The organism is Vogesella sp. (assembly GCF_046297735.1).
In the GTDB taxonomy this organism is placed as follows: Bacteria; Pseudomonadota; Gammaproteobacteria; order Burkholderiales; family Chromobacteriaceae; genus Vogesella; species Vogesella urethralis.
On record NZ_JBKBHK010000001.1, the window covers coordinates 19,680 to 46,366 of the forward strand.

Here is a 26,687-nt window from a genome sequence, read left to right on the forward strand (position 1 = left end):
CAACCTTGCCAATCAACCATAAGGCTGCTCAAGCAGCCAGCAACGACACGAGAAGGGCAATTCATGACTACACCGAAAAACAGCATGTGCCGCATGGTGGACAAGACCGCCAGCCTGCCGACCGGCCTGCGCTCCTGGGTAATTACCCGCATGTTCGGCAAGTTCGTCCCGTTCCTGGGTACGGCCGGCCTGGTGTTCGAGGAAGTCAGCCGCGAACGCATGGTGGTCAGCGTCAAGAACCGCAAGAAGGTGCAGAACCACATCAAGGGCCTGCACGCCGCCGCCATGGCGCTGCTGGCCGAAACCGCCACCGGCTTCGTGGTGGGCATGAACGTGCCGGACGACAAGCTGATGCTGCTCAAGTCGATGAAAGTCAGCTACTACAAGCGGGCGCAGGGCAATATGCGCGCGGTAGCCACGCTGCCGGCAGCACAGGTGCAGCGCATGCTCACCGAAGACAAGGGCGACGTGCTGGTGGACGTGGTAGTGACCGACGAATCGGGCGAATCGCCGATCGTGTGCGAAATGGTCTGGGCCTGGGTGCCCAAGAAGCGCTAGGAGGCAGCGATGAGCAGCTATACCACCCTGCAATTGACCCTGCACGGCGCCGTGGCGCACGTGGCGCTGAACCGCCCGGACAAGGCTAACTCGCTCAATGAGGCGATGTGGCAGGAACTGCAGCAAGCCATGGAATGGTGCGACGCCGAGCCCGGCGTACGCGCCGTGGTGCTGTCCGGCAACGGCAAGCATTTCTGTGCCGGCATCGACCTGACCATGCTGATGAACATGCAAAAGGCCATCGAGGAAGACTGCGAAGCCCGCAAGCGAGACAAGCTGCGCCGCATCATCCTGGGCCTGCAAGCCAACGTGAACAGCCTGGAGCTGTGCCGCAAGCCGGTTATCGCCGCCATCCACGGCGCCTGTGTCGGCGGTGCGCTGGACATCGTACTGGCCGCCGACATCCGTCTAGCGGCGGAAAATGCGCTGTTCAGCGTGCGCGAAGTGGACGTCGGCATGGTGGCCGACGTGGGCACCCTGCAGCGGCTGGGCCGCGTGGTGGGCGAGGGCAATGCGCGCGAGATGGCGCTGACCGCCCGCGACGTAAAAGCCGCCGAAGCCGAGCGCATGCATCTGGTGAACCGCGTGCTGCCGGATGCCGACGCGGTACTGACCGAGGCGCTGGCGTTGGCCGCCGCCATCGCCGCCAAGTCGCCATTGGCGGTGCAGGGCACCAAGGAAGTGCTGAACTACAGCCGCGACCACAGCGTGGCTGACGGCCTGCAGCATGTGGCCAACTGGAACGCGGCCATGCTGATGTCGGAAGACATCCAGCTGGCGGTGATGGCGGCCGTGACCGGTGAGAAAGCTCAGTACCGCGACCGCACCTAGTGCAGCCTTTGGTTCGGGTGGGGCAAGACAGACCCGGTTTGCCGTGCAGGCTGGGTCGGTTATCTTTCCGGGCCTGCCAACACTCGATGCTTCTGATTATTACCGGCCCCGGCAAAGCCATGCTGCTTCACCTTGCCCCTTGTATCGGCAGCCTTGCGCTCGGCAAGTCAAAGCGCCTGCTGTGCCAGCCGGTTTTATTGCGCGCAGCGTAGACCTACTGTCAATTCAGCCACTTGGCGCAGCAGCTATGGCTGGGCTAAAGTGGCAACTGCTTGCATTCTGTTGGTATCTCGTTTGTGTTAGCCATTCTTTCCATCAGCGTGGGTGCCGCCTTGGGTGCGGTCTTGCGCTGGCTGTTGTCGTTGTCGCTCAATCTGCTTTTTCCGGCATTACCGCCCGGCACGCTGTTAGCCAACCTGATCGGGGGCTACTTGGTCGGCGTCGCGCTGGCGCTGTTTGCGGCCAACCCGCAGCTGGCGCCCGAATGGCGGCTGTTTGTGGTAACAGGCTTTCTGGGTGGCCTGACCACGTTTTCCACTTTTTCAGCAGAGGCCGTCACCCTGTTGCAGCAGGGGCGCTGGGGCTGGAGCCTGGCGCACATGGCCAGCCATCTGGGTGGCTCCCTGCTGATGACGGCGCTGGGTCTTGCCTGCGTGCAACTGTTGCGTCACGCGATGCGCTAATGCGTTGGCACCTGTGTAGCCCGCGCCAGCCGACACGTCTAACCGGAGCCTGATGATGGCGGCCAACGTTCCGCAGCAGAATCTCGATCGCCTGCATTGGCTGTTTGTGGCTACCTTGCTGCTGTTTGCCGTGTTCGCGGCGCTGTTTGCCTTGTCGCTGTACACCGAATGGCGTCTGGACCGTGCCAACGAACGGCGCTATCAGTCTTACCTGCTGGCCGATGAGTTGCGGCAGTCGTCCGACGACCTTACCCGCATGGCGCGCAGTTACATTGCCAGCGGCAATCCCAAATACCGCGCTTACTACGACGAGATTCTCGCCATTCGTGATGGTCGCATGGCGCGGCCTCTGCATTACAACCGCATCTACTGGGACCTCGTCTTCCCGCGCCAGGCAAGGCCGCAGCCTCGAGCCGAGGCCGCCAGCCTGTTGTCGCTGATGCAGGCAGCCGGCTTTGCCCCGCAGGAGTTTGCCAGGCTGGCAAAGGCCAAACAGCATTCTGACTCGCTTAGTGGTGTCGAGCGCGAAGCGATGGCGATGGTAGACCGCGCCGACAGCTTGCCCGAGCGCGAGGCTGCACCGCTGCGGGCAGCGGCCAGCCTGATGCTGAATGATGAGGCCTACTTTCTGGCCAAAGCGCGCATCATGCGCCCCATCGACGAGGTATATGCCTTGATCGAGCAGCGCACTGTGTTCGAAGTCGCCCAGGCTGCACAGCAATCCCGGCTGGTGCGGGCGGCTTTCATGCTGGTAGCCATTGGCTTGTGTCTGTTGCTGTTGCGTATGCGCCGTTACAGCCGTGAGGTGCTGGGCTGCAGTTTGCGACAGCTGTACAGCTATATCGTGCGCCTGGGCAGCCAGCCGCCACCGCCGGTGCCGGTTGCTACGGGCGGGCAAGATACCGTGCTGGGCTGGCTGGTACGTACCGACACCCGTCTGCGTCAGCTGGCGCAGGAGCAAGAGCAGGTGCAACAGCAACTGACGCGCCAGGCGAACACGGATGCGCTTACTGGCTTGGCCAATCGTCGTGCGCTGCTGCAGCAGTTGCAGGATTGGCTGCTTTTGCCGCCGACACAGGCTTGGGGCCTGGCCTATCTCGATCTGGACGGTTTCAAGCAAGTAAACGATCGCCATGGCCACGCGGTAGGCGATACCTTGCTACAGGCGGTGGCAGGCCAGCTGGTGATGTTGCGGCCGTCCTTGCTCTGTGCTGCCCGTATGGGTGGCGACGAGTTCGTATTATTGTTGCTGGGCGATGCCGACAGCTTGCTGCATGACATGCAGTGCCTGGTGAGCGATATCGAGCGCTTGTCTGCGGATACGGTGCCGGCGGCAACGGTATCGGTCAGTATCGGTTTGCTGTCTCATGCCGCTGGTCCGGCACCCACGCTGGAGCAGGTACTGCAGCAGGCCGATGCCGCGATGTACCGGGTCAAGCTGGCCGGCAAGAATGGCGTCTATCTGGCGGATGCTAATGTTGCCATGTAGTTTTCTTACTTGAAACTTACATGAAAAAATAGCATCAGATCGCCGGCATTGGCACGCTCAGTCATTGCCTGGCTCGCAAGTGCTTGTTATTGCAGCAATGTTCTGCCGCCGCTGGCCTTTGTTGCCGCCGCATGTGTGAAAACAGTCGAGTACAACGCCGCTTGAAATTAGACTGCGCGTCCTTCGCACACAAACCGGAGCCGGTACACCATGCACGCGCCTGAACAGACGCAATACGGCAAGCCGCTTGCCGTCCTGACCACCTTGTTTTTCATGTGGGGCCTGATTACCTCGCTGAACGACATCTTGATTCCGCACCTCAAGGGGGTGTTTTCGCTGAGCTATGTGCAGGCCGCACTAATCCAGTTCAGTTTCTTTACCGCTTATTTCGTGGTATCGCTGCCAGCCGGGCGCCTGGTGCATGTGCTGGGCTACCAGCGCGGTATCGTTACCGGTTTGGGCATTGCCGGTATTGGCTGTCTGCTGTTCTACCCGGCGGCGGCCATGCTGTCCTACCCGGCCTTCCTGGCCGCGCTGTTCGTGCTGGCTTCCGGTATCACCATCTTGCAAGTGGCGGCCAACCCTTACGTGACCCGCCTGGGCCCGGTAAAAACCGCCTCCAGCCGCCTGAACCTCACCCAGGCGTTCAACTCGCTGGGTACCACGGTGGCGCCTTTGCTGGGGTCCATGCTGATCCTGGCCGGCGCCCAGCATGTCACCGCCGGTAGCGCAGCTGACAAGGCGCTGGCTGAAGCTGCCTCGGTGCAAGGCCCCTATCTGATGCTGGCTGCCGCCCTGTTCGTGATTGCGGCTGTGTTTGCCACACTACGCCTGCCGGTCATTGCAGAAGAAGCACCGGCAGCCAACAAAGCTGATGGCAGCGTCTGGCAGCATCGCCACCTGGTATTGGGGGCGCTGGGCATTTTTGTGTATGTCGGTGCCGAAGTGGGTATTGGCAGCTTCTTGGTCAGCCTGATGGAGCAGCCGGATGTTGGCGGCCTCAGCCAAGTGGATGCCGGCAAAATGCTGGCGCTGTATTGGGGCGGCGCCATGGTTGGCCGCTTCTTTGGTAGCGCGCTGATGCGTCATGTGGCTGCCAGCAAGGTATTGGCTTGTGCTGCTTTGCTGTCGGTGTTGCTGATTTCGCTGGCCATGCTGGCGGGTGGCAAACTGGCGATGTGGAGCTTGCTGGCGGTGGGGCTGTGTAATTCGATAATGTTCCCTACCATCTTTTCGCTGGCGTTGAACGGCCTGGGGCGCCTGACTGGTGCCGGCTCTGGCGTGCTGTGCATGGCAATTGTTGGCGGTGCCTTGCTGCCCTTGCTGCAAGCGGCCGTGGCGGACCACGTCAGCCTGCTGGCTTCGTTTGGCATTCCGCTGCTGTGTTACCTGTTCATCTTCTACTACGGCGTCGCAGGTTACCGGCCACGCCCGCAGTAAACGGCAGGCGGCGCCTTGCCTGCCCTTCGGGCCAGGTGCCATGGCCTGCCAAGCGCCGCCGCATCAAAAGAAAGTTAACAGGGCCTAGCCGCTTTTACCCGGCACCGGCGTGTCTGCCAGGCAATAACGCTGCTTGCCCAGATGCTTGGCGCGGTACATTGCCTGATCGGCCAGCGTCAGCAACTGCTCGGCCTGGCTACCGTGCTGCGGGTGCAGTGCAATGCCGATCGACACGCCAACTGTCACGCTCACTGCCTTGTGGCTGATGGGCTGCGCTACCGCTGTCATGATGCGATCGGCGATGCTTGCCGCCGCTGCCGGGCTATCGGCCTGGTGCAGTACGATCACGAACTCGTCGCCGCCAATGCGGGCTACGGTATCCCCGGCGCGCAGCAGGCCCTGCAGACGGCTGGCGACTGTTTGCAGTACGCGATCACCAGTCTCGTGCCCGTGCTGGTCGTTGACAGCCTTGAAACCGTCCAGATCCAGAAACAGCACGGCAATATGTTGTGGCTGGCGTACCGATAGCACCAGCAATTGCTGCAGCCGCTCCAGCATTAGGCGGCGGTTAGCCAACCCGGTCAGGCCATCGTGCAGGGCCTGGTGACGGATTTGTGCTTCGCGCCGGTGGCGGTGGGTAATATCGCTGAATACCGCCACATAGCGTTGCGTTGCCAGCTGCTTGTCGCCAATGCGGCTGAGCGACAGCGATACCGGGCAGCGGCTGCCGTCACGGCGTTGGCACCACAGGTCGCCACGCCAGTTGGCTTGCGCCAGCAGTGCCTGCCAGTCGATGGCCACACCATCTTCATCTTGCAAAAAGCCGGGCTGGCGGGTGGCCACGTTCTGGGCTGCGTAGCCGGTAAGACGGCTGAACGCCGGGTTAACCGATAGCAGGTTGCCGTCTGCAGCGACAAGCATGATGGCTTCCGACACCGCGTCAAACATGCTGGCGCTGAGCTGGATGGCCTCGTCGGCCTCTTTGATGCGTGTCACATTGGCTGTTACCGCATAAAAGCCTTCTATATCACCTGCTGCGTTGTAGTCGGGCACGTACTGCGTCAGTGTATGCACCACGCTGCCGTCCGGCATGGCCAGTTGGCGTTCGAATTCCTGCGTTTCACCGGCCAGCACGGCGGTAATGTGCGGGCGGCTCAGTGCGAATAGCGTGTCTCCCAGTAGATCGGGCATTGCAATACCTTGCATGTCGGTAGCGTTGCGGCCGAACCAAGCCTGGTACTGGCTGTTGGAAAAGCGGCAGTGCAGGCTGCGGTCCCAGTAGGCAATCAGCGCCGGCACTGCGTCGGTGATCTCGCGCAGAAAGTGTTCGCCGCGGGCGTAGCGGGCCGCCAGCTCGTCAGCGCGCTTGCGTGCGGCCAACAGTTCCGCCTCGTAGCGGGTGCGCTGGTGGGTGACAAACAGCACCCAGTGGTAGCAGTCCTGCTGGGCGTCGGGGTGGCGCTGGCAGTTCACCAGCACCGGCAGTGGCGGGCCATCGGGGTTTGCCAGCTGCAGCCTGATCTCAAATACTGCGCCGTCACGCCACAGCATCGGCCAGACGTGGGTTTGCAGGAAGATACGGCTGGGCAGCGGGAACAGCCGTTCCATCGGCTGCTGCAGCCAGTCGTGCTCGCTGCCGCCAGCCAGCTGCAGGGCCTGGTGGTTGATCGCTAGCACCGTACCGTGGCGGTCGGTAACCAGTACCGGGCATGGCAGCAGGGTGGCGTCCAGCTGTGTCTGCCCGTGGCAGGCCGTGCTCAGCATAGGTAACGCTGCATGGCGGCCACCACCAGGTCTGGCCGGCTCATGTGGGCGCAGTGGCCTTGTACGTCCAGCACTTCCAGCGTGCTGTCGGCCAGGTGGTGGTGCAGGTAGTCGCCTACCGCCAGCGGCGCCAGCGCGTCGCTGCGGTGTTGCAGGATCAGCGACGGGCAACGCACCTGTGCCAGGTCGGCGCGGTTGTCGGCAAAGAAGGTGGCGCGGGCAAACACCCGTGCGATGTGCGGGTCGGTGGAGCAGAAACTGTCGTTGAGCTCGGTGGTGACCTCGTCGTGCGGCGCGTCCGGGTTGGCCGCGATGACGACCGGCGCCAGGTAGCTGGCCCAGCCGATGTAGTTCTGGTCCATCAGGTCGAGCAGGCCTTCCAGGTCGCTGGCGTCAAACCCGCCCAGATAGTCTGGCGGATGGTTCAGGAAGCAAGGCGACGGGCCGATCAGGATCATCTTGCTGAACAGCTTTGGTCGCGCAATGCTGGCCAGCATGCCGATGCTGCAGCTGACCGAGTGGCCGACAAACACCGCCCCTTCCAGCGATAGCACATCGCCGACATCGATCACGTCCTGCGCGTAGCCGGCCAGGGTGGCGTACCTGCCGGCATCAAACGCCGACCAGTCCGACTGCCCGCTGCCGACATAGTCGAACAGCACCTGGCGATGGCTGTGACGGAATGCAGGCGTGACCCGTTGCCACATGGTCTGGTTACAGCCAAAACCATGCGCGTAAAGCAGGGTGGGGCCGGGGCCGGGCAGTTCGGTAACATGGTTGCGACGGATGACAGGGTGGTCGGGCAGCATGGGGCAACTCCGTGGCGGGCGGGTGGGCACGGCGCGTGTGCACCCAGTTTGTCTACGACAGATATTGCACGAATTCTATGTGATATGTTTTAAAAAAGCAGGGCCCGGGTGTGGCTGGTATTCAGACGGCGCGCTGCTTTTGCCGTAGGGGATGCGATTGGGTCGTCACTGCCAAGGCAAAGCCCCCGCCGGCTGGCAGGGGCTGGATGGCGGCCAACATCGGGCCTGTAAGGGGCCGGGGCGGGGCGGACGCGGTAAGCCGCGTGGCAGCGGTACGGGCCGTGCACGCGGGGCAAAAGCTTAGCCGACAAACTCTACCGGCGCGTAGTAGCTGCGGCCGGTGCGGGTCAGCAGTACTTGCGGCTGGCCTTCGATCACGGCGCGGAAGGCGCGCGGCAGGCGCTTCCAGTCGCGAAACATCATTTTCACGGTGTCATGTTGCTTGTTCATGGTGCGGGCTCCTGATCAGTCAACTGCATGAATGACATTGGTGACGACGCCCCAGATGAAGAAGCTGGCGTCTTCGGGTACTTCTATCGGTTTGTAGTCCGGGTTTTCCGGCAGCAGGCGGATGCGGCCGGCCGAGCGCTCCAGCCGTTTCACCGTCAGCTCGTCGTTGATCACGGCCACCACTACCTTGCCGTTACGCGGTTCCAGCGAGCGGTCTACTACCAGCAGGTCGCCGTCGTGGATGCCGGCATTGAGCATGGAGTCGCCTTTGACGGTGACCAGAAAGGTAGCAGCCGGTTTGCGCACCAGGTGCTCGTTGAGGTCGATGTCGGCTTCTTTCAGGTCGTCGGCGGCGACGGGCGAGCCGGCCGGCACGCGGCTGGCAAACAGCGGCAGCGACAGGTTTTTCAGCGCTTCGCCCAGCAGGGCGATATCGCCAGCGCCGTTGTTGCGCAGCGAACGCAGCGTGCGGTATTCGTCCAGCCAGCTTTCCAGTACCGGCTTTAGCGGTTCCGGCACGCGCATGGCCACGGTTTTGTCGCCGCCGAAGCGCGATTTGCGGCCTGCGCCTTCGCGTTTTCCACCTTGTGTCATGTCTGTGATCTCCTTGCTTCTGATTTTGTACGTATTCAAAAGCAAAGGCAAGCGCGATTTTCGTTCCGGATGCAGGGTGTTGTTTTTGTGTTGTTTTATAGAAATGGTGCGTTCCGGCCCAGGTCGGGCATGTCAGGCTTGTGGCGTGCGAAGGGCGCTGCTAGGCTGCGGGTCTCGATAAGAAAGGGTGCAATGAAACGGCTGATATTGGCGATAGCGCTGCTGCTGATGTGGCCGGCAGCGAGGGCCGAAACCGTGGTGGCCTGCGGTGGCGAAAACGGTTGGCCGCCGTCTTCCTACTTTGGCCCGCCGCAGCACAACAATGCCCGCCCGGTGCTGGGTTATTCGCCCGACGTGCTGCACGCCGCGCTGGCCAGCAGTGCTTTCCGCCCCGAGTTTGCGCTGCTGCCGTTCCGCCGCTGCCTGAGTCTGGCCGAGCAGGGGCGCCAGGTGCAAATCGTGATGGGGGCGACCTTTTCGCCGGAGCGGGCGCGGCAGTTTTTGTTTTCGCGCCAATACCTGCATCTGCGTCCGGCAGTTTTCCTGTGGCCTGGCGCCGCCGCCAGCTTGCCATTGTGCGGGCTGACCGGTTTCAACTACGCACCATTCGGGTTGAAGCCGGAAGACGTGGACGAGGGCTCGTCCAGCTATCTGCTGGTGATGAAGAAACTGCAGGCCGGCCGCTGTCGCGGCTTTGCCGAATACGCCGAGGTTGGCCGCGGGCTGCAACTACTGGGTTTGTTGGGTGTGGAGGGCAGCCGTTTGCAGTTGCGGCTGCTGCCTGGCTTGGTGCCGGTGCCGCTGCATTTCATGGTATCGCGGCGTTATCCCGGCGCGGAGGTGCTGTTGCGGCAGTTGGATACGCAGTTGTCTCAGCTGGCACAAAGCGGCCAACTGGCTACGCTACTGGCGCGCCACCAGGCAGCGACGCCGTAGCTAAGGCGGTGTCACGCAAACGCCCTGCCGGGCCAGCCTGGCAGGGCGTTGTGGTTTGGCTGCCGCTCAGGCTGCGGTGGGGCCCGGTTTGCGCGCCACCACCTGCAGCACGGCGGCCATGCCGGTGTGCAGGCTGCCTTCCACCACCTCGCGCTGTACTTCGGCAAAGTGCAGCAGCTCCAGCCCGTCCAGTTCGGCGCGGATATCGTCCGGCTCCAGCAGCAGTGCCACATCCTTGGGGCCGCCGGTGCCGAAGCCCAGCTGGCGCGGGGTGTAGCCTTCCAGAATGAACAGCCCGCCAGGCGCCAGGCCGCGCACGCAGTCGCGCAGTACCGTACGGCGCAGCGCGGGTGGCAGGTGGCAGAAGATGGACACGATGGCGTGCCAGTGCGCCGGGGGGATGGCGTAATCGGCCAGGTCGGCCAGTGTGGCGGTGACGGTCAGGCTCTCGCGCGCCGCCCGCTGCAGCAGCTTGATCAGGCCGGTGTGGGCGGCGTCAACCGCGGTGACGTCGTGCCCCAGGCTGGCCAGGTGGATGGCGTTGCGGCCTTCGCCTTCGCCCAGGCTCAGCACGCGGCTGCCGGCGGCCAGCCGGCTGGCCTGCGCCTTCAGGAAGTCGTTGGGCGCGCTGCCGTAGGCGTACTGTTCGCCGGCAAAGCGCGGGTTCCAGAACAGGGCGGCCTGGCTGCTCATGCTTCGTCCTCCGCGTCGGCCTCGGCGGCGGCAATTTCGGCGCGCAAGCGGGCAAAGAAAGCGTGGATGCGCGCTACCGCGTCGCTGATTTCGCCCAGCCACAGTTCGCGCTGCGCGTCGCTGACGCCGGCCAGGAACGGGCGCATGTCGGGGTCGGGGTGGTGCTCGAACGCCAGTGCCATGATCGGCGCCAGCGCCGGGGCGGCGTCGGCATCGTCGAACAGCAAGGTCCAGTCTTCGTGCATCAGCTGCATGCCTTCGCTGAAGCCCTCGGCCCAGGCATTGCCGTGCACCTGGCCGTGTTCGTCTTCGTCCAGCCACGGCTGGAACGGCAGGCCTTGCTGCAGCGTGTGGGCGATGTCCAGCCAGTGGCCGCTGAGCTGGCGCACGAACTGGTCCATCGCCTTGGGCGTGCGGAACGCCTCTTCGTCGTCGAAAGCGGCGCCCAGGATGGCGGGCAGGCACTCTACCGGCTTGATTGCTTCCGGGCCGCACAGCAGGGCGGCAAAGAAGCCGTCCAGTTTTTCCAGGCTCATCGCGCCTTGCGGGGCCAGGCGGGTCAGGGTGGCGGACAGGCGCTGGTAGTCCTGCTCGCTAAGGGCGACGTGTTTCATGGCAGACAAGGCTTTCGTCATGGAAAGCCGGCATTATCCGGTAAAATGCCCGCTTTGCGGCAACCCGTACACCAATCTTTGATGTCTGCTCCCGTTTCCCCCGTGCCGCCGCGTGACGGCGTGGCCGCCAGCTGTCTGGTATTGCCCGCCGGCCCGTGGCCGGATTTGCTTGCTTTCCTGCAAGCCCGCTTTCCGCATGTGGCGGCCAGCTGGGCGCAGCGGCTGGCCGCTGGCCAGCTGTGGGACGATGGCGGCCAACCGTTGCCCTCGCCGGCGCCGTACCGCGCCGGGCAACGTATCTGGTACTTCCGTCAGGTGGCGGGCGAGGTAACGGTACCGTTCGAGGCACCCATCCTGTTTCGTGACGATCGCTTGCTGGTGGTGGACAAGCCGCACTTTCTGGCCTGTGTGCCGGGTGGACGCCACCTGCAGCAAACGGTGCTGACGCGGCTGCGGCAGCAGCCGGGGCTGGCCGCCGTCAGCCCCATCCACCGGCTGGATCGCGAAACCGCCGGCGTGCTGGTGTTCTGCGTGGACCCGGCCTGCCGTGGTGCCTATCAGCGCCTGTTCGAGCAGCAGCAGGTTAGCAAGGAGTACGAGGCCATCGCACCGTGGCCGCCGGCGCAGCCGCTACCGCTGGACTACGCCTGCCGGTTGCAGGAGCGCCCCGGCGAGTTCGTGATGAGCGTGGTGCCGGGCGAGTCGAACAGCCATACCCGCATCAGCCTGATCCGGCAGCAGGGCGGCTGGGCGCACTACCGGCTGCAGCCGTCCAGCGGCAAGAAGCACCAGCTGCGGGCGCATATGGCGGCGCTGGGCGTGCCCATCCGGCACGACCCGTGGTACCCGGTGTTCCGCCACGACAAGGCCGACGACGACTTCAGCCAGCCATTGGCGCTGCTGGCGCGCAGCATCGCGTTTACCGACCCGGTGGATGGACGCCCCCGCCACTTTTGCAGCCAGCGCCAGCTGCGCTGGCCGGAGGAGCAAGCATGATCGGTGCGCTGATTCTGGCGGGCGGCGAAGGCCGCCGTATGGGCGGGGTAGACAAGGGCTTGCAGCGATTGTGCGGCCAACCTTTATACCGTCATGTATTGCAGGCCCTGTTGCCGCAAGTGGGTTGGCTGGCGATCAGCGCTAATCGCCACCTCGATGACTATGCGGCCAGCGGGCAGCCGGTGTGGCTGGATGCGCCGCACTGGCAGGGCATGGGCCCGCTGGCGGCCTTGGCGACGGCAGCGGCCAGCTTGCCGCCTGCCGTGACACTGTTGCAAACCGCCCCGTGCGACACGCCGCTACTGCCCGCTGACCTGGTAAGCCGCCTGGCGCAGGCGCTGGGCGATGCCGACGCCGCCATGCCGGTGACGGCGCACGGGCCGCAGCCGGCGTGCCTGTTGCTGCGCGTGACGGCACTGGCCGGTTTGCCAGCCTATCTGGCGGCAGGTGGGCGCAGCATACGCGGCTGGCTGGCAGGGTTGAACGTGGTGACGGTGGATTTTGACGACATGGCTTTTGCCAATGCCAATGATGCCGCCGCGCTGGCACAGCTTGAAATCGCCATGAGCCGGGCAGGCTAGCTTGGCCGCAAGGCCAGAGGGGGGCGTGTTGCGCGGCGAGCAGGCAAAAAAATGGCCGGCATATAGCCGGCACAACGCTCGTATAAGGATGCTCATCTTGGCTTGCCACGCGGCACCCGATGGGTGGGGCGGACAAGTGAAATCAGGGCATTGCGCTTACGAGCCACAACACAACACAGAGAGTGATTACAGTATAGGGATGGTCATCTCATTCGTGAAATGAATCATTTTTATGGTTTTGATTCTGATGTGGAATGATTGCTTACCTGTTCGCGCCGTGCTGGTTTGACGCCGGGGTGGTCGATGCAGGGGCGGGTGGCTGGCTTCTGCGCGTACCGGCTTGATGTGAAAAGCCCCGCTTGCACGGCAGGCGGGGCTTTGTCATGGCGAGGGCAGGCTCAGGTCAGGTCTTTGATCACGGTACTGCTGCCATTACTCATCACCGAAGCGATGCCTTTGTCGCGTGATGCTGCGCTGGCGTACATCTGGCTACTGCCGATGATCTGATGGTTGGCCGCCTTCAGGTTGAAGTAAAACTTGCCGTTGGCTGCCTCTTTGCTGTCGTAACGCTCGGCATTGCCGCTATTGGTCTGCACCGAGGCGATGCCGTTTTCTGCCGAGGCTCGCGTCTTGTACAACTCGCTTGTCAGAATGGTTTCGGCATTACCTGCCTTCAGTACGAAACGGAACTGCTCATCACTGCTTTTACTCAGTTCAAACCAGCCAGCCATATCGATTACCTTTCATGTCGTGGTGTTGACGGTTGCTGCCGGGTAAGCACGGCTGCTCGCCGTGCCGGGGTGCCTGCATGCCTGACTACCTTACCACCAACAGTGGCTCAGCCGCCGGTCATCGACATGAAGCGCACCACGCGCTGTGGTTGCTCGATGAATTCGTGCTTTTCCGGTTTCAGTTCGATGGCAGCGCGGATGGCGGCTTCCAGCTCGGCGTCGCTGCAGCCGGCGCGCAGCAGCGGGCGCAGCTCAAAGCGCTCCTCCTGCCCCAGGCACATGTAGAGCGTGCCATCCACCGACAGCCGCACGCGGTTGCAGGTGGCGCAGAAGTGTTGCGAGATCGGCGTGATCAGCCCTAGCGTGAACTGGCCGTCGGCGCTTTCCCAGTAGCGGGCCGGGCCACCGCCCAGCGTCTTGCACGTTGGCCGCAGGCCAAAGCGCTGTTGCAGGCGCGCCAGCACCGGTTGCAGGTCCACACCGCGAGTTTGCTGGCCGGTACTGCCCATCGGCATGGCCTCGATCAGGCGCAGGATCAGGCCGTTGTCGATGCAATAGGCCACCATCGGTTCGATGTCGGCTTCGTTGACGCCGGCCAGCGGCACCATATTGATCTTGATGCTGGCAAAGCCGGCGTCGCGGGCGGCGCGCAGGCCGGCCAGCACCTGGTCCAGGTTGCGGCTGCCGGTGATGTCGTGCACGCAGTCTTCGCGCAGCGAATCCAGGCTCACATTCAAGCGGCGCACGCCGGCGGCGTACAGCGCATCGGCCTGGCTCGCCAGCTGGGTGCCGTTGGTGGAGAGCGACAGGTCGTCCACGCCAGGCAGTGCGGCCAGCCTGGCGGCCAACTGTGGCAGGTGGCGGCGCAGCAGCGGCTCGCCACCAGTAAGGCGGTAGCGGCGGGTGCCCAGGCGGGCAAACGCCGCGATGACACGTTCGATTTCGTCGAAGGTCAGCCAGTTGGCCGGCTCCTCGAAGCCCTTGAAGCCTTTGGGGATGCAATAACTGCAGCGCAGGTCGCAGCGGTCGGTTACCGAGATGCGCAGGTAGTCGATGGTGCGGCCAAAGCGATCGGACAGCATGGGGAGGTCCCGGGTTAGCGTTCAGACAAGGGGGTAACAAGCAAGCAGCTTGCCAGCCCCGCAACGGCGCCGCAAGGTTGGCCGCAGCGTGGCCTGGCTTACGCTTCTGGCGAGTCAGTCGCACAAACGGGGTGCCGGCTTACACGCCAAGTGCGACTTTCTGTCTTGCCGGCACCGTGCTGGGACATTTTGTCCGTGTGCGGGTGCCGGCCAGACATGAAAAAAGCCTGCACGCGGCAGGCTTGGCTGGGTAGGGCGCGGGCTTACAGCTTGATCAGCGTCGACTTCAGCTCGGTGTATTTTTCCAGCGCGTGCAGCGATTTGTCGCGGCCATTGCCGGACTGCTTGAAGCCGCCGAACGGGAAGTTCATGTCGCCGCCTTCGTCGTAGCAGTTCACCCACACGGTACCGGCGCGCAGGCGGCGCGACACCTGGTGTGCGGTGGTGACGTTGCTAGTCCACACCGCGGCGGCCAGGCCGTATTCGGTGTCGTTGGCGATGCGGATGGCTTCTTCCACGTCGCTGAAGGTGATGATGGACAGCACCGGGCCGAAGATTTCCTCGCGGCAGATGGTCATGTCCGGGCGCGGGCACACGAAGGCAGTAGGTTCGATGAACAGGCCTTCGTCGGTGCGGGTAGCGTTGCCGCCACACACCAGTTCGCAGTTTTCCTCGCGCGCTTTGGCGATGTAGCCCAGCACCTTGTCGTACTGGATGCGGTCAACAATGGCGCCCATGCTGGTAGCCGGGTCCAGCGGGTCGGCCGGCTGGTAGGCGGCAGCGGCTTTCTTGAACTCGGCCAGGAAGGCGTCCTTGATATCCTTGTGTACCAGCAGGCGCGAACCGGCGGTGCACATCTCACCCATGTTGTAGAAGATGGCGCCGGCGGCGGTGTTGGCGGCGCGGGCCAGGTCCGGGCAGTCCGGCAGGATGATGTTGGGCGACTTGCCGCCCAGCTCCAGCCAGGCGCGCTTGAGGTTGGACTGCGCGGCGTAGGTAGCGATCAGCTTGCCCACGCCGGTGGAGCCGGTAAAGGCGACGCAGTCGATATCCATGTGCATGGCCAGTGCCTTGCCCACGTCGCCGGCACCCGGCAACACCTGGAACACGCCGTCCGGCATGCCGGCTTCTTTGGCCAGTGCGGCCAACCTGATGGCGGTGAGCGGCGATTTTTCCGACGGCTTGACGATGACAGCGTTGCCGGCGGCCAGCGCCGGGCCGAACTTCCAGCTGGCCATCAGGATGGGGAAGTTCCACGGCACGATGGCTGCCACCACACCGATGGCTTCGCGGGTCACCAGGCCAACCAGTTTCGGATCCACCGGGGCGACTTCGCCGCCGATCTTGTCGATGGCTTCGGCAAACCATTCCACGCAGTAGGCAGCGCCCGGTACGTCCACGGTGGTGGTGTCGCCGATCGGCTTGCCGGCGTCCAGTGTTTCCAGCAGCGACAGCTCGTCCTTGTGTTCGCGGATCAGGGCGGCAAAGCGCTTCAGGATGCGGCCGCGCACCAGCGGGGCCAGGCCCGACCACTTGCCGCTGTCGAATACGCGGCGGGCGGCGGCGACCGCCTGCTCCACCTCGGCGTCGCCGGCCCAGCTGATGTCGGCCAGCTTGGCGCCGGTTGCCGGGTTGATACAGTCAAACGTGCGCCCGTCTGCAGCCGTGACGTACTGGCCGTCGATAAATGCGCGGCCTTCGATGGTGAGCTGGCTGGCCAGAGCCTGCCATTCTGCATGGGTGCGAGCCATGGTGTTTCTCCTTTGTGGTGTCGGGTGCGCCCCGCCTGGCGGAGCGGCTTAGAACGTTGGCGGCGAGCTCGCGCTCACGATTTCACAGGTGTCGGTGCCAACGTTGCGGAAACGGTGCGGCTGCTTGCTGTCGAAATAGTAGGAATCGCCCGGGCCCAGTACGCGTACTTCGTTGCCCACAGTGATTTCCATATTCCCTTTCAATACCACGCCGCCTTCCTGCCCTTCATGTACCAGCATGTCAGGGCCGGTGTCGGCACCGGGCTGGTATACCTCGCGCAGGATGGCAATGTCGCGTCGTGGATGGGCGGTGCCCACCAGCAGCAGCTGGATCTGGTCGTTGCCCAGATTGGGAAGCTCTTCGCTGCTATAAAACACATGAGCCTGTTGCGGCTCGGTATCGAAGGTAAAGAAATCCGACAACGTCATCGGCAAGCCTTCCAGTACCTTGCGCAGCGAGCTGATGGAGGGGCTGACGCGGTTTTGCTCGATCAGCGAGATCGTGCCGTTTGTCACGCCGGCCCTTTTGGCGAGTTCGCGTTGGGAAAGCCCCATGCGTTCGCGAACCATCCTGAGTCGTGCACCAACATCCATATGTTCCTGTCCAATCCAAATGTTAATAATTTTAGACGTGCGATGATAAGGATTTTGACCAGTTTCTGCTCAGCTGCTGCGCTGCAATAACGAAATTTCTTTGCAAGGTGTGCAAGTTATAGTCAAAATCCCTGTGTGACTGCAAGCTTGTTGTAGATTTTTTTAAACAACTGATGCTAAATATTCACGACACCACCAAAGGAGACAGCTATGTTAATCGGCGTTCCGAAGGAGATCAAAAATCATGAGTACCGCGTGGGCCTTACCCCCTCCGGTGTGCGTGAGCTGGTGGCCGCTGGCCACAAGGTGATGGTGCAGACGCAGGCCGGTCTGGCGATCGGTTTTACCGACGAACACTACCTGCAGGCTGGGGCCGGTATTGCCGCCCACGCCGAAGAGGTGTTCGCCCAGGCCGAGATGATCATCAAGGTGAAAGAGCCGCAACCGGTAGAGTGCCGCATGCTGCGCCCCGGCCAGCTGCTGTTTACCTACCTGCACCTGGCGCCGGACCCGGAGCAGACCCGTCTGCTGGTGGAATCGGGTGCTGTCGCCATCGCCTACGAGACGGTTACCGACGAGCGCGGCGGGCTGCCGCTGCTGGCGCCGATGTCCGAAGTGGCCGGCCGCATGGCGGTGCAGGCCGGGGCGCACGCGCTGGAAAAAGCGCAAGGCGGCCGCGGCGTGCTGCTGGGCGGTGTGCCTGGCGTGGCACCGGCCCGGGTGGTGGTGATCGGGGGCGGTGTGGTAGGGTTGAATGCCGCCCGCATGGCGATGGGACTGGGCGCCGACGTCACGCTGCTGGACAAGTCGTTGGCGCGCCTGAAAGAGATAGACATGGTATTCGGTGGCCGCATCAAGACGCTGATGTCGAATGCGGCCAACATCGAGGACAGCATCCGCGAAGCCGACATGATCGTCGGCGCCGTGCTGATCCCGGGTGCGGCGGCGCCCAAGCTGGTGAGCCGCGCCATGCTGAAGCACCTGAAACCGGGTGCGGTACTGGTGGACGTGGCAATCGACCAGGGCGGCTGTTTCGAAACCAGCCGCGCTACCACGCACCAGGACCCGACTTACATCGTGGACGGTATCGTGCACTACTGCGTGGCCAACATGCCGGGCGGCGTGGCGCGGACCTCCACCATGGCACTGACCAATGCCACCTTGCCGTACGCGCTGGAACTGGCAGGCAAGGGCTGGGTGCAGGCCATTACCGATAACGTGCACCTGCGTCACGGCCTGAATGTGTGCCGTGGCAAGATTACTTACGCCGCCGTGGCGCGCGACCTGGGCTACCCGTACGTAGACCCGCTGGTGGCCGCCGGGGCGGCAGGCTGAGCAAACGAGGACACTATGCAGCAACCCATTATCGGGATTCCCTGCGACGTCAAGCAGATCGGCCTGTTTCCGTTCCACGCGGTGGGTGAGAAGTACATCACCGCCGCGGTGGGCGGGGCCGGGGGCGTTGCCATCCTTATCCCTTCGTTGGGCGATGCCAGCCAGCTGCGCGCCATTGTCGACCTGGTCGACGGCGTGCTGCTGCCAGGCTCGCCTTCCAATGTGGAACCGCACCACTATCAGGGCGAGCCCAGCCGTGAGGGCACGCTGCACGACAAGGCGCGCGATGCTACCACGTTGCCGCTGATCGACATGCTGGTTGCCGAAGGCGTGCCCTTGCTGGGCATTTGCCGCGGCTTCCAGGAGATTAACGTGGCGATGGGGGGCGAGCTGCATCAGCACGTGCAGGAAGTGCCGGGGCTGCACGACCATCGCGAGCCGGATACCCAGGACGTGGAGCACATGTACGGCCCGGCGCACCCGGTGCAGCTGGCTGAGGGCAGCTGGCTGCGCGGCTGGCTGGGCTGTGACAACGCGATGGTCAACTCCATCCACCAGCAGGGCATCAAGCGCCTGGCCGACGGCCTGGAAGTGGAAGCCCGCGCCGAGGATGGCTTGGTGGAGGCCTACCGCTTTGCCAAGGCGCCGGGTTTTGCCTACGCCGTGCAGTGGCACCCGGAGTGGAAGTACTGGGACAACAAAGTCTCCCAGGCAATTTTGAAGGCTTTCGGCGACGCTTGCCGGGAGCGCCGTATGCGTCGAAACCAATAGACGCGTACTCGGCAAAACCTTCCGGCACAGACCGGAAAATAGAGGAAATGCATCATGAGTCACCAAATGTTTGAATGGCTGCGCGAGCACCGTATTACCGAGATGGAGTGCATTGTGCCGGACATGACCGGCGTTGCACGCGGCAAGATCGTACCGAAGGACAAGTTTGTTTCCGAGTCGGAAATGCGCCTGCCGGAAGCGGTACTGATCCAGACCGTTACCGGCGACTACCCCGACGACAGCATGCTGGACCTGACCGACCCAGACATGGTCCTGCTGCCCGACCCCAACACCCTGCGCTACGTACCGTGGGCTACCGACCCTACCGCCCAGCTGATTTACGACGCCTTCCGCGCCGACGGCCAGCCGGTGGAAGTGGCACCGCGTAACGTGCTGCGTCGCGTACTGAAAATGTACGAAGACAAGGGCTGGGCGCCGGTTGTGGCACCCGAGATGGAGTTCTACCTGCTGTCGCCGAACCCCGATCCGGACATCCCGCTGGCACCGCCGGTAGGCCGTACCGGTCGCGCCGAATTCGGCCGTCGCTCCTACGCCATCGATGCGGTCAACGAGTTCGACCCGCTGTTCGAAGACATTTATGACTACTGCCACGCCCAGAACCTGGAAGTGGACACCCTGATTCACGAGATCGGCACCGCGCAGATGGAAATCAACTTCCTGCACGGCAATGCGCTGGACTTATGTGACCAGGTGTTCCTGTTCAAGCGGACAGTGCGCGAGGCTGCATTCCGTCATAACATGTATGCCACTTTCATGGCCAAGCCGATGGAAGGCGAGCCGGGCAGCGCCATGCACGTGCACCAGAGCGTGTGCAGCATCGAAACCGGCAAGAACATCTTCAGCAACGCCGATGGCAGCCCGTCGGACGACTTCCTGCACTTCATCGGCGGCTTGCAGCACTACCTGCCGGAGTGCATGCCGTTCTTTGCCCCGTATGTGAACAGCTATCGCCGTCTGTCGCGCTACACCGCCGCGCCGACCAACGTGGAGTGGGGCTACGACAACCGCACCGTCGGCCTGCGCGTACCGCACTCGTCGCCGGCTGCCCGCCGCGTGGAAAACCGCGTACCGGGCGTGGACGTCAACCCGTACATCGCCATGGCCGCCACCCTGGCCTGCGGCTACCTCGGTATGGTCAACAAGATCAAGCCGCGTGACCCGCTGTCCAGCGACGCCTACGAACTGCCGTTCCAGTTCCCGCACGGCACCGAAGAAGCGCTGGTGCGCCTGAAGAACTGCAGCGACATCGCCGAGATCCTTGGCCCGCGCTTCGTGAAGATGTATGTGGGTATGAAAGAGAAAGAATTCTCCGAGTACTTCCGCGTGATCAGCCCGTGGGAACGCAAATTCCTGCTGCTGCACGTGTAATCCCATAACGATAATGTGCACCCGCCTGCGGCCAACCCTGGCCCCGCAGGCGGCGTCAACTGGAGAGTAGAAATGACGCAGCAACGCAATACCGCAGCCTGGCGCGACATGGATGCCGCCCACCACCTGCACCCCTTTACCGATACCGCTTCGCTGAACGAGCAGGGTGTACGCATGATCACCCGTGCCGATGGTATTTACCTGTGGGATAGCGAAGGCAACAAGATCATGGACGGCATGGCCGGCCTGTGGTGCGTGAACATCGGCTACGGCCGCAAGGACCTGTCCGATGTGGCCAAGCGCCAGATGGACGAACTGGCCTACTACAACACCTTCTTCAAGACTTCCCACCCGGCGGTGGTGGAGTTGTCGCACCTGCTGGCCGAGGTGGCGCCGCAGGGTTTCGACCACGTGTTCTACACCAACTCCGGCTCCGAGTCGGTAGACACCATGATCCGCATGGTGCGCCGCTACTGGGACGTCAAAGGCAAGCCGCAGAAGAAAACCCTGATCGGTCGCTGGAACGGCTACCACGGCTCCACCATCGGCGGTGCCAGCCTGGGTGGCATGAGCTATATGCACGAACAGGGCGACCTGCCGATTCCGGGCATCGCCCACGTTGAGCAGCCGTGGTACTACAAACACGGCAAAGACATGACGCCGGAAGAATTCGGCGTGGCTGCGGCGCGCTGGATCGAAGAAAAGATTCTGGAAATCGGCGCCGACAAGGTAGCCGCTTTCGTCGGCGAGCCGATCCAGGGCGCTGGTGGCGTGATTGTGCCGCCGTCCACCTACTGGCCGGAAGTGGAGCGCATCTGCCGCAAGTACGACATCCTGCTGGTGGCCGACGAAGTGATCTGCGGCTTTGGCCGTACCGGCGAGTGGTTCGGTCAGACCCATTTCGGCTTCCAGCCGGCCATCTACACCACGGCCAAGGGTCTGTCTTCCGGCTACCTGCCGATCGGCGCGGTGTTCGTCAACGACGAAGTGGCCGCCACGCTGGCGGCCGGCGGTGACTTCAACCATGGCTTTACCTATTCCGGCCACCCGGTAGCCGCCGCCGTGGCGCACGCCAACGTGAAGGCACTGCGCGACGAAGGCATCGTGCAGCGCGTGAAGGAAGACATCGGCCCGTACATGCAGCAGCGCTGGCGCGAAACCTTCAGCCAGTTCGATCACGTGGACGACATCCGCGGTGTGGGCCTGATCCAGGCGTTCACCTTGGTGAAAAACAAGCAAACGCGCGAGCTGTTCGACAACTGGGGCGAGATCGGCCTGATGTGCCGTGACATCTTCTTTGCCAACAACCTGATCATGCGGGCCTGCGGCGACCACATCGTGTCGGCGCCGCCGCTGGTGATCAGCAAGGACGAGATCGACCAGATGCTGGCCACCGCCGCCCGCTGCATGGAAACCTTCGAGCGCAAGCTGAAGGAAAAAGGTCTGGCCTGACCCTGCCGCCCGGCACGCCAAGACCAACCCCTTCCGCCCGGAAGGGGTTTTTCTTTGCCGGCAGCGGCCCGCGCCATGCCGGATGGCAGGCGAGCCGGCCTGCCGAAGCTGCAGGTCATGTAGTAAGATAAGGGTTGGCCGCGCCCATTGTGCGGCCAACCCTGGCGCCGCCCGCTGCACGCTATGCTGCAGCTTGTGATCCCGATGGCGCCTGTCCGTATACAGGCAGGTGCCCGCAGGCGCCGGCCCCAAACACCGAGCTAACAAGGGCTGCAAGCATGGCTGACGAATCACAACGCCCCATAGTCGTCAAAAAGATCAAGAAAGGTGGCCATGGTCACCATGGCGGGGCATGGAAGATTGCTTATGCCGACTTCGTTACCGCCATGATGGCCTTTTTCCTGTTGATGTGGCTGCTGGGTTCCACCTCGCAGGGTACCCTGAGCGGCATCTCCGATTTCTTCAAGTCACCGCTCAAGACTGCATTGCAAGGCGGTGAGGGTGCCGGTGCGTCCACGTCTGTGATCAAGGGTGGCGGTACCGACCTGACCAAATCGGCCGGCTTGGTACGCAAGGGTAACCCCGACCCGGCCAAGGCTGAAGAAGAGGCGCAAAAACTTAACAAGCTGCAGCAACGTCTGCAGAACAAGCTGGACGAAAGCCTGAACAAGACCGAGCTGATGAAGCAGTTCAAGAATCAGGTGAAAATGGAAATGACGCCGGACGGCCTGCGCATCATGATCATCGATGAGCAGAACCGGCCGATGTTCCAGTCTGGCGGTATTGCACCGTTGGGCCATACCCGCGAGATTTTGCAGTCGATCGGCCGCGAGTTGAACGAACTCGATAACAAGATCAGCATTTCCGGCCATACCGATGCCAATCGTTTCTCTGGGAGCGACGCCGGTTACACCAACTGGGAACTGTCGTCCGACCGTGCCAACGCGGCGCGCCGTGAAATGGTGGCTGGTGGCATGCTGGACGAGAAAGTGCTGCGCGTGGTGGGCCTGGGTGCGGCCGACCCGTTTAACAAGCAGAACGTGTTCAGCCCGGAAAACCGCCGTATCGCCATTGTTATCCTCAATAAGGAAGCGGAAGCCCGCATTCGCGGTGATGGTCTGATTTCGCAGGATGCAGACTTAAGCGGTGCTAGCGTCAGTACGCCGCAACAAGCTGCAGCTGCCGTCGCCCCGGCTGGCGGCCAGTAATGCTGCGCGTAGTTCTGCGTACGCTGCTTATCCAGCTGCTGGCCGCCTTGCTGGCGTTTTACTTTATAGCGCCGCTGGCGCAGCCGTTATATTGGGCGCTGCTGCAGGCGGCGCTGGCCTTGCTGTTGGCGGCACTGGCACGTCAGCGCGGCTTGGCGCGCTGGCAACACGCGGCGTTCGGCCCCTTGCTGATGCTGGCCTTGTGGCTGGCGCTGCCACCGTGGGTATACCTGTTGGCCTTCGTGCTCACCTATGCCGTGTCACGCAATGCGCTAACCGAGCAAGTGCCGCTGTACCTGTCGTCGCGTGAAAGTACGGCCGCGTTGGCCGCTTGGCTGCCACACGGCGCCCGCGTGCTGGACCTGGGCAGCGGCGACGGTCGCGTGGTGCTGCGCTTGGCGCAACTGCGGCCGGATGTACAGGTAACCGGCGTGGAAAACGCCGTGCTGCCCTGGCTGTACAGCCGCCTGCGCCATGTGCTGGCTGGCCGCCCCGGCAACGCTCGCCTGTGTTACGGCAACTTTTGGCAGCAGGACTGGGCCGCGTTCGATGTGGTGCATGCGTTTCTGTCCCCTGTCCCGATGGACAGGGTGTGGCAGCAGTTCTTAAACAAATGCTGCGCAAATAGCTGGCTGATAAGTAATACTTTCACCATCAATGCCCAAGAGCCCGACCAGCGCCTGCCGCTGCAGGGCGTATTGCAAAAAGAACTCTTGATCTGGCGTCATCCGCATGGAACTTGCTAACTGGTTGTCTTCCCTGGCAGAAAACCGCTGGCCGATACTGCCTGGCACCGCGCAGAAGGTGCGCCAGATGATGGGCCAGCACCCCGACCAGATCGCGTTTGCCGATCTGTCCAACCTGACGCTGTCCGACCCCTTCCTGTTGCTGGACCTGCTGCGGGTAGTGGGCGCCAGCAAGGCGCTGCAACGCAGCGAGGCCAACCCCACCGTCGAGCAGATGCTGATGATGCTGGGGCTGGAAGCGGTCAATACCCGCTTTCGCAATATCCCGGTGCTGGAAGTCAGCCGTGGCAAGCTGGATGAAGACGTGATGGACGCGCTGGGTGACTGGCTGGGCCGCAGCCGCATTGCCGCCTTCACCATCAAGGGCTGGCTGGCGATGCTGGACGACTACAAGGTGGAAGACTGCTTCCTGGCGGCGCTGGTGTACAACCTGCCGGCCTGCCTGTACCTGATTTACCGCAACCGCGTCCCGCAAGGCCCGCTGCTGCAGGAAGTGTCCGAGGTATTCAAGACCGAATACCCCAAGCTGCTGGAGCAGTTCATCCAGAAGATGCCGCTGCCCAGCGGTTTGCTGGCCAACCTGGGTACCGGCCCGGGCAACCGCCGCAAGCAGTTGCTGAAGTTGGCCATTGCCACCGCCAACGGCGTGGACCAGGGTTGGTGGCGACCGCAGTGGAACGTCGGCATCGAGGCGGCCGCCAAGCTGATGGGTTGCAGCCCGGAAGACGCGCACCGCGTGGTGCAGCAGGCCATCCTGCAGATTGCGCGCAACCCGCGTGCTACCGGCTACACCTACAGCGCCCGAGCCTATATGTACATGGAAGGCCCGTTCCCCAGCGTGCTGCAGCAAAACCCGGTTTCCACGCTCAGCAGCGCCGAGCAGCTGGACCTGGCGCTGCGCGAGTCCATCCGCCACTTTGCCAACGACCTCAAGCTGGAGCGCATTTTCTTCCTGCGTTACGACCAGCCCAGCCATACCTTGCGCCTGCGCTACCAGGTGGGGCTGGACGACAAAGACCCGCTGCGCAAGCTGGCGGTATCGCTGGAGCCGGGCAGCTTTTTCAACCTGCTGGCCAGCAAGCCGCAAAGCTTCCACGCGCCGATGGCCACCCGCATCCAGCTGGCGCGCAAATACGGCGACGAATTTTTCAATCACATTGGCGAGAGCGCCTTTGCCAGCATGTCGGTGTTTACCGGCCATACGCTGGCCGGGGTGTTCTACGTCGACAACTTCCGCAGCAACAAACCGATCGACGACGACACCTACCAGCGCTTCAAGGAAACCGTAGCGCGGGTGTCGCAAATAACCCTGTAAAGCATGACATTCCACAAGATTCTGACTTCGGCGGCCAACGATGACCTCAAACATCTGGGCCGCCTGCTCGCCAATGCCCGCGACCGCCGCAAACACGGTCAGCTGGTGCTGGAAGGCATCCATCTGCTGCAATCAGCACTGGACGCCGGCCTCGCCATCGACACCGTCTACGTCAACGAAAGCGCGCAGCACCACGGCGAGCTGTTGCCGCTGTTGTCGCGCCTCGATACCCGCCGCCTGGTGTTGGTGTCCACGCCGGTGCTGGCCAAAGTCACCGCGCTGGCCACGCCGTCCGAAGTGCTCACCGTCTGTCAGCGCCCGGCAGCGCACGCCACCGCCAGTGGCGCGCCGTGCGTGATGCTGGACGACGTGCAAGACCCGGGCAACCTGGGCACCATCCTGCGCTGCGCCGCTGCGGCCAACGTGCGGGATGTCTACCTGTCCAAAGGCTGCGTCGACGTGTACTCGCCCAAGGTATTGCGCGCCGGTATGGGCGCGCACTTTGCACTCAATATCCACGAAGCGGCCGATCTGCCCGCCGTGCTGGCCGCCTGGCCGGGGCGCAAGCTGGTCACGCATCTGGAAGGCAGCGTGTCGCTGTACAGCCAGCAGCTGGCCGGCGATGTGGCGTTCGTTTTTGGTAATGAAGGCGCCGGCGTCAGTGCCGCCGTGCTGGCCGCCGCCGACGTGCGGGTGCGCATTCCGATGCCGGGCCACGCCGAGTCGCTGAACGTGGCGATGGCGGCGACTGTTTGTCTGTTCGAGCGTGTGCGCCAACTGGAAGCGGGCGCTTGACGCTTGCCATTGGCGTTGCGGCATGGCAGGGTGAAAACCCTGCCATTTTTCTTTGCGGCCAACCTTTCGCCAGCCGGACGCCTGCCATGCACATCGCCTTCGAAGACCCGGACCAAGCCGACATCATTGCCCTCATTGCCGAGCTGGACGCCTACCAGGGCAGCCTGTACCCGCCCGAAGCCTGCTATACCTTGGACATCGCCGCGCTGGCCCAGCCGCAGGTGCGTTTTGCCGTGGCGCGCGACGCAGACGGCGTGGCGCGTGGCTGCGCCGCTGTGGTGCTGGGCGGCGATTATGGCGAGATCAAGCGCATGTACGTGCAGCCGGCGTTGCGCCGGCAGGGCGTTGCCGCGCTATTGCTGCAGCAGCTGACCGCCGCCGCGCAGGCAGCAGGCTGCCCGGCGTTGATGCTGGAAACCGGCCCGCTGCAGCCGGCGGCGCTGGCCTTCTACGCGGCGCAGGGTTTTGAGCGCTGCGCAGCGTTTGGTGACTACCCCAACCACCCGCTGAGCGTGTTCATGCGCAAGCCGCTGGCTGCTACGGTGGCAGCGGCGGGCTATCAGCTGGCGCCGTGTGTCGATGACGACTTCGAGGCCTTGCTGGCGCTGCGGCTGGCGGCAATGCAGCCCAGCCTCAGCGCCATCGGCCGCTTCGACCCGCAGCGCGCCCGCGAACGCTTGGCCGCCAGTTACCAGCCGGCCATTACCCGCTGGATCGTGCGCGCCGGGCAGCGTATCGGCTTTCTGGCGTGTCGCCGGCAAAGCGACCACCACTATCTCGACCACTTTTACCTGCTGCCGGCGCAGCAAGGGCAGGGCGTAGGCAGCGCGGTACTGCAGCAAATGCAGGCCGAGGCGGCGGCACTGGGGGTGCCCATCAAGCTGGGGGCGCTGCGCGGCAGCGCGGCCAACCGGTTTTATTTGCGTCACGGATTTATGCTGACGCATGAGGAGGAGTGGGATATTTACTACCGCTGGGATGCAGGCAAGGATCAGGCTTGACTGCTATTGCAGCCTGCTGCGGTGAGGCTGCTGGCAGGCTGTTGCGCGTAAGAAGCATGTGGCCAGCTAATAATGCTGG

General features: G+C 63.3%; 27 protein-coding genes. 17 read left to right on the forward strand and 10 right to left on the reverse strand.

Annotation, left to right across the window (positions count from 1 at the left end; translation table 11 throughout):
* The first annotated feature begins 63 nt into the window (after positions 1–63).
* The 5 genes from ACK4FZ_RS00115 (at position 64) to ACK4FZ_RS00135 (ending at position 5,001) form a co-directional block, all read left to right on the forward strand.
* Positions 64–558 carry a DUF4442 domain-containing protein gene (locus ACK4FZ_RS00115; RefSeq protein ID WP_170252433.1) on the forward strand — a complete coding sequence of 165 codons (495 nt, stop codon included), beginning with the start codon at positions 64–66 and terminating at the stop codon, positions 556–558.
* Positions 559–567: 9 nt separating this feature from the next.
* Positions 568–1,389: a crotonase/enoyl-CoA hydratase family protein gene (locus ACK4FZ_RS00120; protein WP_409817732.1), complete on the forward strand. Its 822-nt coding sequence runs from the start codon at positions 568–570 to the stop codon at positions 1,387–1,389.
* A gap of 296 nt (positions 1,390–1,685) precedes the next feature.
* The gene (gene crcB / locus ACK4FZ_RS00125) at positions 1,686–2,072 is read left to right on the forward strand and encodes a fluoride efflux transporter CrcB (protein ID WP_409817734.1); all 387 of its coding nucleotides are present in this window, start codon (positions 1,686–1,688) and stop codon (positions 2,070–2,072) included.
* Between the two features lie 55 nt (positions 2,073–2,127).
* On the forward strand, positions 2,128–3,561 hold the full coding sequence (locus ACK4FZ_RS00130) for a diguanylate cyclase (protein ID WP_409817736.1): 1,434 nt from the start codon (positions 2,128–2,130) through the stop codon (positions 3,559–3,561).
* Positions 3,562–3,771: 210 nt separating this feature from the next.
* Positions 3,772–5,001, forward strand: coding sequence for a sugar MFS transporter (locus ACK4FZ_RS00135; RefSeq protein WP_409817737.1), 1,230 nt, complete (start codon positions 3,772–3,774; stop codon positions 4,999–5,001).
* An 84-nt stretch (positions 5,002–5,085) separates the two neighbouring features.
* On the opposite strand, the gene ACK4FZ_RS00140 is transcribed toward ACK4FZ_RS00135, so the two are convergent.
* The 4 genes from ACK4FZ_RS00140 to ACK4FZ_RS00155 all read right to left on the reverse strand — a co-directional run bounded on the left by ACK4FZ_RS00140 (position 5,086) and on the right by ACK4FZ_RS00155 (position 8,618).
* On the reverse strand, positions 5,086–6,765 hold the full coding sequence (locus ACK4FZ_RS00140; protein ID WP_409817739.1) for a diguanylate cyclase domain-containing protein: 1,680 nt from the start codon (positions 6,763–6,765) through the stop codon (positions 5,086–5,088).
* Positions 6,759–7,574: an alpha/beta fold hydrolase gene (locus ACK4FZ_RS00145; protein WP_409817741.1), complete on the reverse strand. Its 816-nt coding sequence runs from the start codon at positions 7,572–7,574 to the stop codon at positions 6,759–6,761. The genes ACK4FZ_RS00140 and ACK4FZ_RS00145 overlap by 7 nt, the downstream gene beginning before the upstream one ends.
* Before the next feature lie 300 nt (positions 7,575–7,874).
* Positions 7,875–8,024: a hypothetical protein gene (locus ACK4FZ_RS00150; protein WP_170252434.1), complete on the reverse strand. Its 150-nt coding sequence runs from the start codon at positions 8,022–8,024 to the stop codon at positions 7,875–7,877.
* A 15-nt stretch (positions 8,025–8,039) separates the two neighbouring features.
* A complete protein-coding gene (locus ACK4FZ_RS00155; protein ID WP_409817743.1) occupies positions 8,040–8,618 on the reverse strand; it encodes a LexA family protein in 579 nt (192 codons plus the stop codon).
* A gap of 192 nt (positions 8,619–8,810) precedes the next feature.
* On the opposite strand from ACK4FZ_RS00155, the gene ACK4FZ_RS00160 reads away from it, so the two are divergent.
* On the forward strand, positions 8,811–9,554 hold the full coding sequence (locus tag ACK4FZ_RS00160) for a substrate-binding periplasmic protein (RefSeq protein WP_409817745.1): 744 nt from the start codon (positions 8,811–8,813) through the stop codon (positions 9,552–9,554).
* 66 nt (positions 9,555–9,620) lie between these two features.
* Here ACK4FZ_RS00160 and ACK4FZ_RS00165 read toward each other — a convergent pair whose 3' ends face one another.
* Positions 9,621–10,247: an SAM-dependent methyltransferase gene (locus tag ACK4FZ_RS00165; RefSeq protein ID WP_409817747.1), complete on the reverse strand. Its 627-nt coding sequence runs from the start codon at positions 10,245–10,247 to the stop codon at positions 9,621–9,623.
* Positions 10,244–10,861: a UPF0149 family protein gene (locus ACK4FZ_RS00170; protein ID WP_409817748.1), complete on the reverse strand. Its 618-nt coding sequence runs from the start codon at positions 10,859–10,861 to the stop codon at positions 10,244–10,246. Before ACK4FZ_RS00170 ends, ACK4FZ_RS00165 begins: the two co-directional genes overlap by 4 nt.
* 81 nt (positions 10,862–10,942) lie before the next feature.
* Here ACK4FZ_RS00170 and ACK4FZ_RS00175 point away from each other — a divergent pair, with 81 nt between their 5' ends.
* On the forward strand, positions 10,943–11,857 hold the full coding sequence (locus ACK4FZ_RS00175; RefSeq protein ID WP_409817750.1) for a pseudouridine synthase: 915 nt from the start codon (positions 10,943–10,945) through the stop codon (positions 11,855–11,857).
* Entirely contained in the window at positions 11,854–12,438 is a 585-nt protein-coding gene (gene mobA / locus ACK4FZ_RS00180; protein WP_409817751.1) for a molybdenum cofactor guanylyltransferase MobA, read from the forward strand. Before ACK4FZ_RS00175 ends, mobA begins: the two co-directional genes overlap by 4 nt.
* 398 nt (positions 12,439–12,836) lie before the next feature.
* Here the strand turns inward: mobA and ACK4FZ_RS00185 are convergent, their stop codons facing one another.
* The 4 genes from ACK4FZ_RS00185 to ACK4FZ_RS00200 form a co-directional block, all read right to left on the reverse strand.
* Positions 12,837–13,169: a YegP family protein gene (locus ACK4FZ_RS00185; RefSeq protein WP_409817752.1), complete on the reverse strand. Its 333-nt coding sequence runs from the start codon at positions 13,167–13,169 to the stop codon at positions 12,837–12,839.
* Between the two features lie 107 nt (positions 13,170–13,276).
* Positions 13,277–14,251 (reverse strand): GTP 3',8-cyclase MoaA, encoded by a 975-nt coding sequence (gene moaA, locus ACK4FZ_RS00190; protein ID WP_409817753.1) that lies wholly within the window; start codon positions 14,249–14,251, stop codon positions 13,277–13,279.
* A gap of 263 nt (positions 14,252–14,514) precedes the next feature.
* Complete coding sequence (locus tag ACK4FZ_RS00195) at positions 14,515–16,002, reverse strand: aldehyde dehydrogenase (RefSeq protein WP_409817754.1); 1,488 nt, start codon at positions 16,000–16,002, stop codon at positions 14,515–14,517.
* Positions 16,003–16,050: 48 nt separating this feature from the next.
* Entirely contained in the window at positions 16,051–16,596 is a 546-nt protein-coding gene (locus ACK4FZ_RS00200; RefSeq protein ID WP_409817755.1) for a cupin domain-containing protein, read from the reverse strand.
* Positions 16,597–16,806: 210 nt separating this feature from the next.
* Here ACK4FZ_RS00200 and ald point away from each other — a divergent pair, with 210 nt between their 5' ends.
* The 9 genes from ald (at position 16,807) to ACK4FZ_RS00245 (ending at position 26,608) form a co-directional block, all read left to right on the forward strand.
* Complete coding sequence (gene ald / locus ACK4FZ_RS00205) at positions 16,807–17,931, forward strand: alanine dehydrogenase (RefSeq protein WP_409817756.1); 1,125 nt, start codon at positions 16,807–16,809, stop codon at positions 17,929–17,931.
* Between the two features lie 15 nt (positions 17,932–17,946).
* A complete protein-coding gene (locus ACK4FZ_RS00210; protein ID WP_409817757.1) occupies positions 17,947–18,702 on the forward strand; it encodes a gamma-glutamyl-gamma-aminobutyrate hydrolase family protein in 756 nt (251 codons plus the stop codon).
* A gap of 54 nt (positions 18,703–18,756) precedes the next feature.
* On the forward strand, positions 18,757–20,091 hold the full coding sequence (locus tag ACK4FZ_RS00215; RefSeq protein ID WP_409817758.1) for a glutamine synthetase family protein: 1,335 nt from the start codon (positions 18,757–18,759) through the stop codon (positions 20,089–20,091).
* 72 nt (positions 20,092–20,163) lie between these two features.
* Entirely contained in the window at positions 20,164–21,543 is a 1,380-nt protein-coding gene (locus ACK4FZ_RS00220) for an aspartate aminotransferase family protein (protein WP_409817759.1), read from the forward strand.
* Positions 21,544–21,821: 278 nt separating this feature from the next.
* Positions 21,822–22,751, forward strand: coding sequence for a flagellar motor protein MotB (gene motB, locus ACK4FZ_RS00225; RefSeq protein ID WP_409817760.1), 930 nt, complete (start codon positions 21,822–21,824; stop codon positions 22,749–22,751).
* Complete coding sequence (locus tag ACK4FZ_RS00230; RefSeq protein ID WP_409817761.1) at positions 22,751–23,497, forward strand: class I SAM-dependent methyltransferase; 747 nt, start codon at positions 22,751–22,753, stop codon at positions 23,495–23,497. Before motB ends, ACK4FZ_RS00230 begins: the two co-directional genes overlap by 1 nt.
* A complete protein-coding gene (locus tag ACK4FZ_RS00235; RefSeq protein WP_409817762.1) occupies positions 23,484–24,812 on the forward strand; it encodes a histidine kinase in 1,329 nt (442 codons plus the stop codon). Before ACK4FZ_RS00230 ends, ACK4FZ_RS00235 begins: the two co-directional genes overlap by 14 nt.
* Positions 24,813–24,815: 3 nt before the next feature.
* Positions 24,816–25,607 (forward strand): TrmH family RNA methyltransferase, encoded by a 792-nt coding sequence (locus ACK4FZ_RS00240; protein ID WP_409817763.1) that lies wholly within the window; start codon positions 24,816–24,818, stop codon positions 25,605–25,607.
* Positions 25,608–25,693: 86 nt separating this feature from the next.
* Entirely contained in the window at positions 25,694–26,608 is a 915-nt protein-coding gene (locus ACK4FZ_RS00245; RefSeq protein WP_409817764.1) for a GNAT family N-acetyltransferase, read from the forward strand.
* Positions 26,609–26,687: the final 79 nt, after the last annotated feature.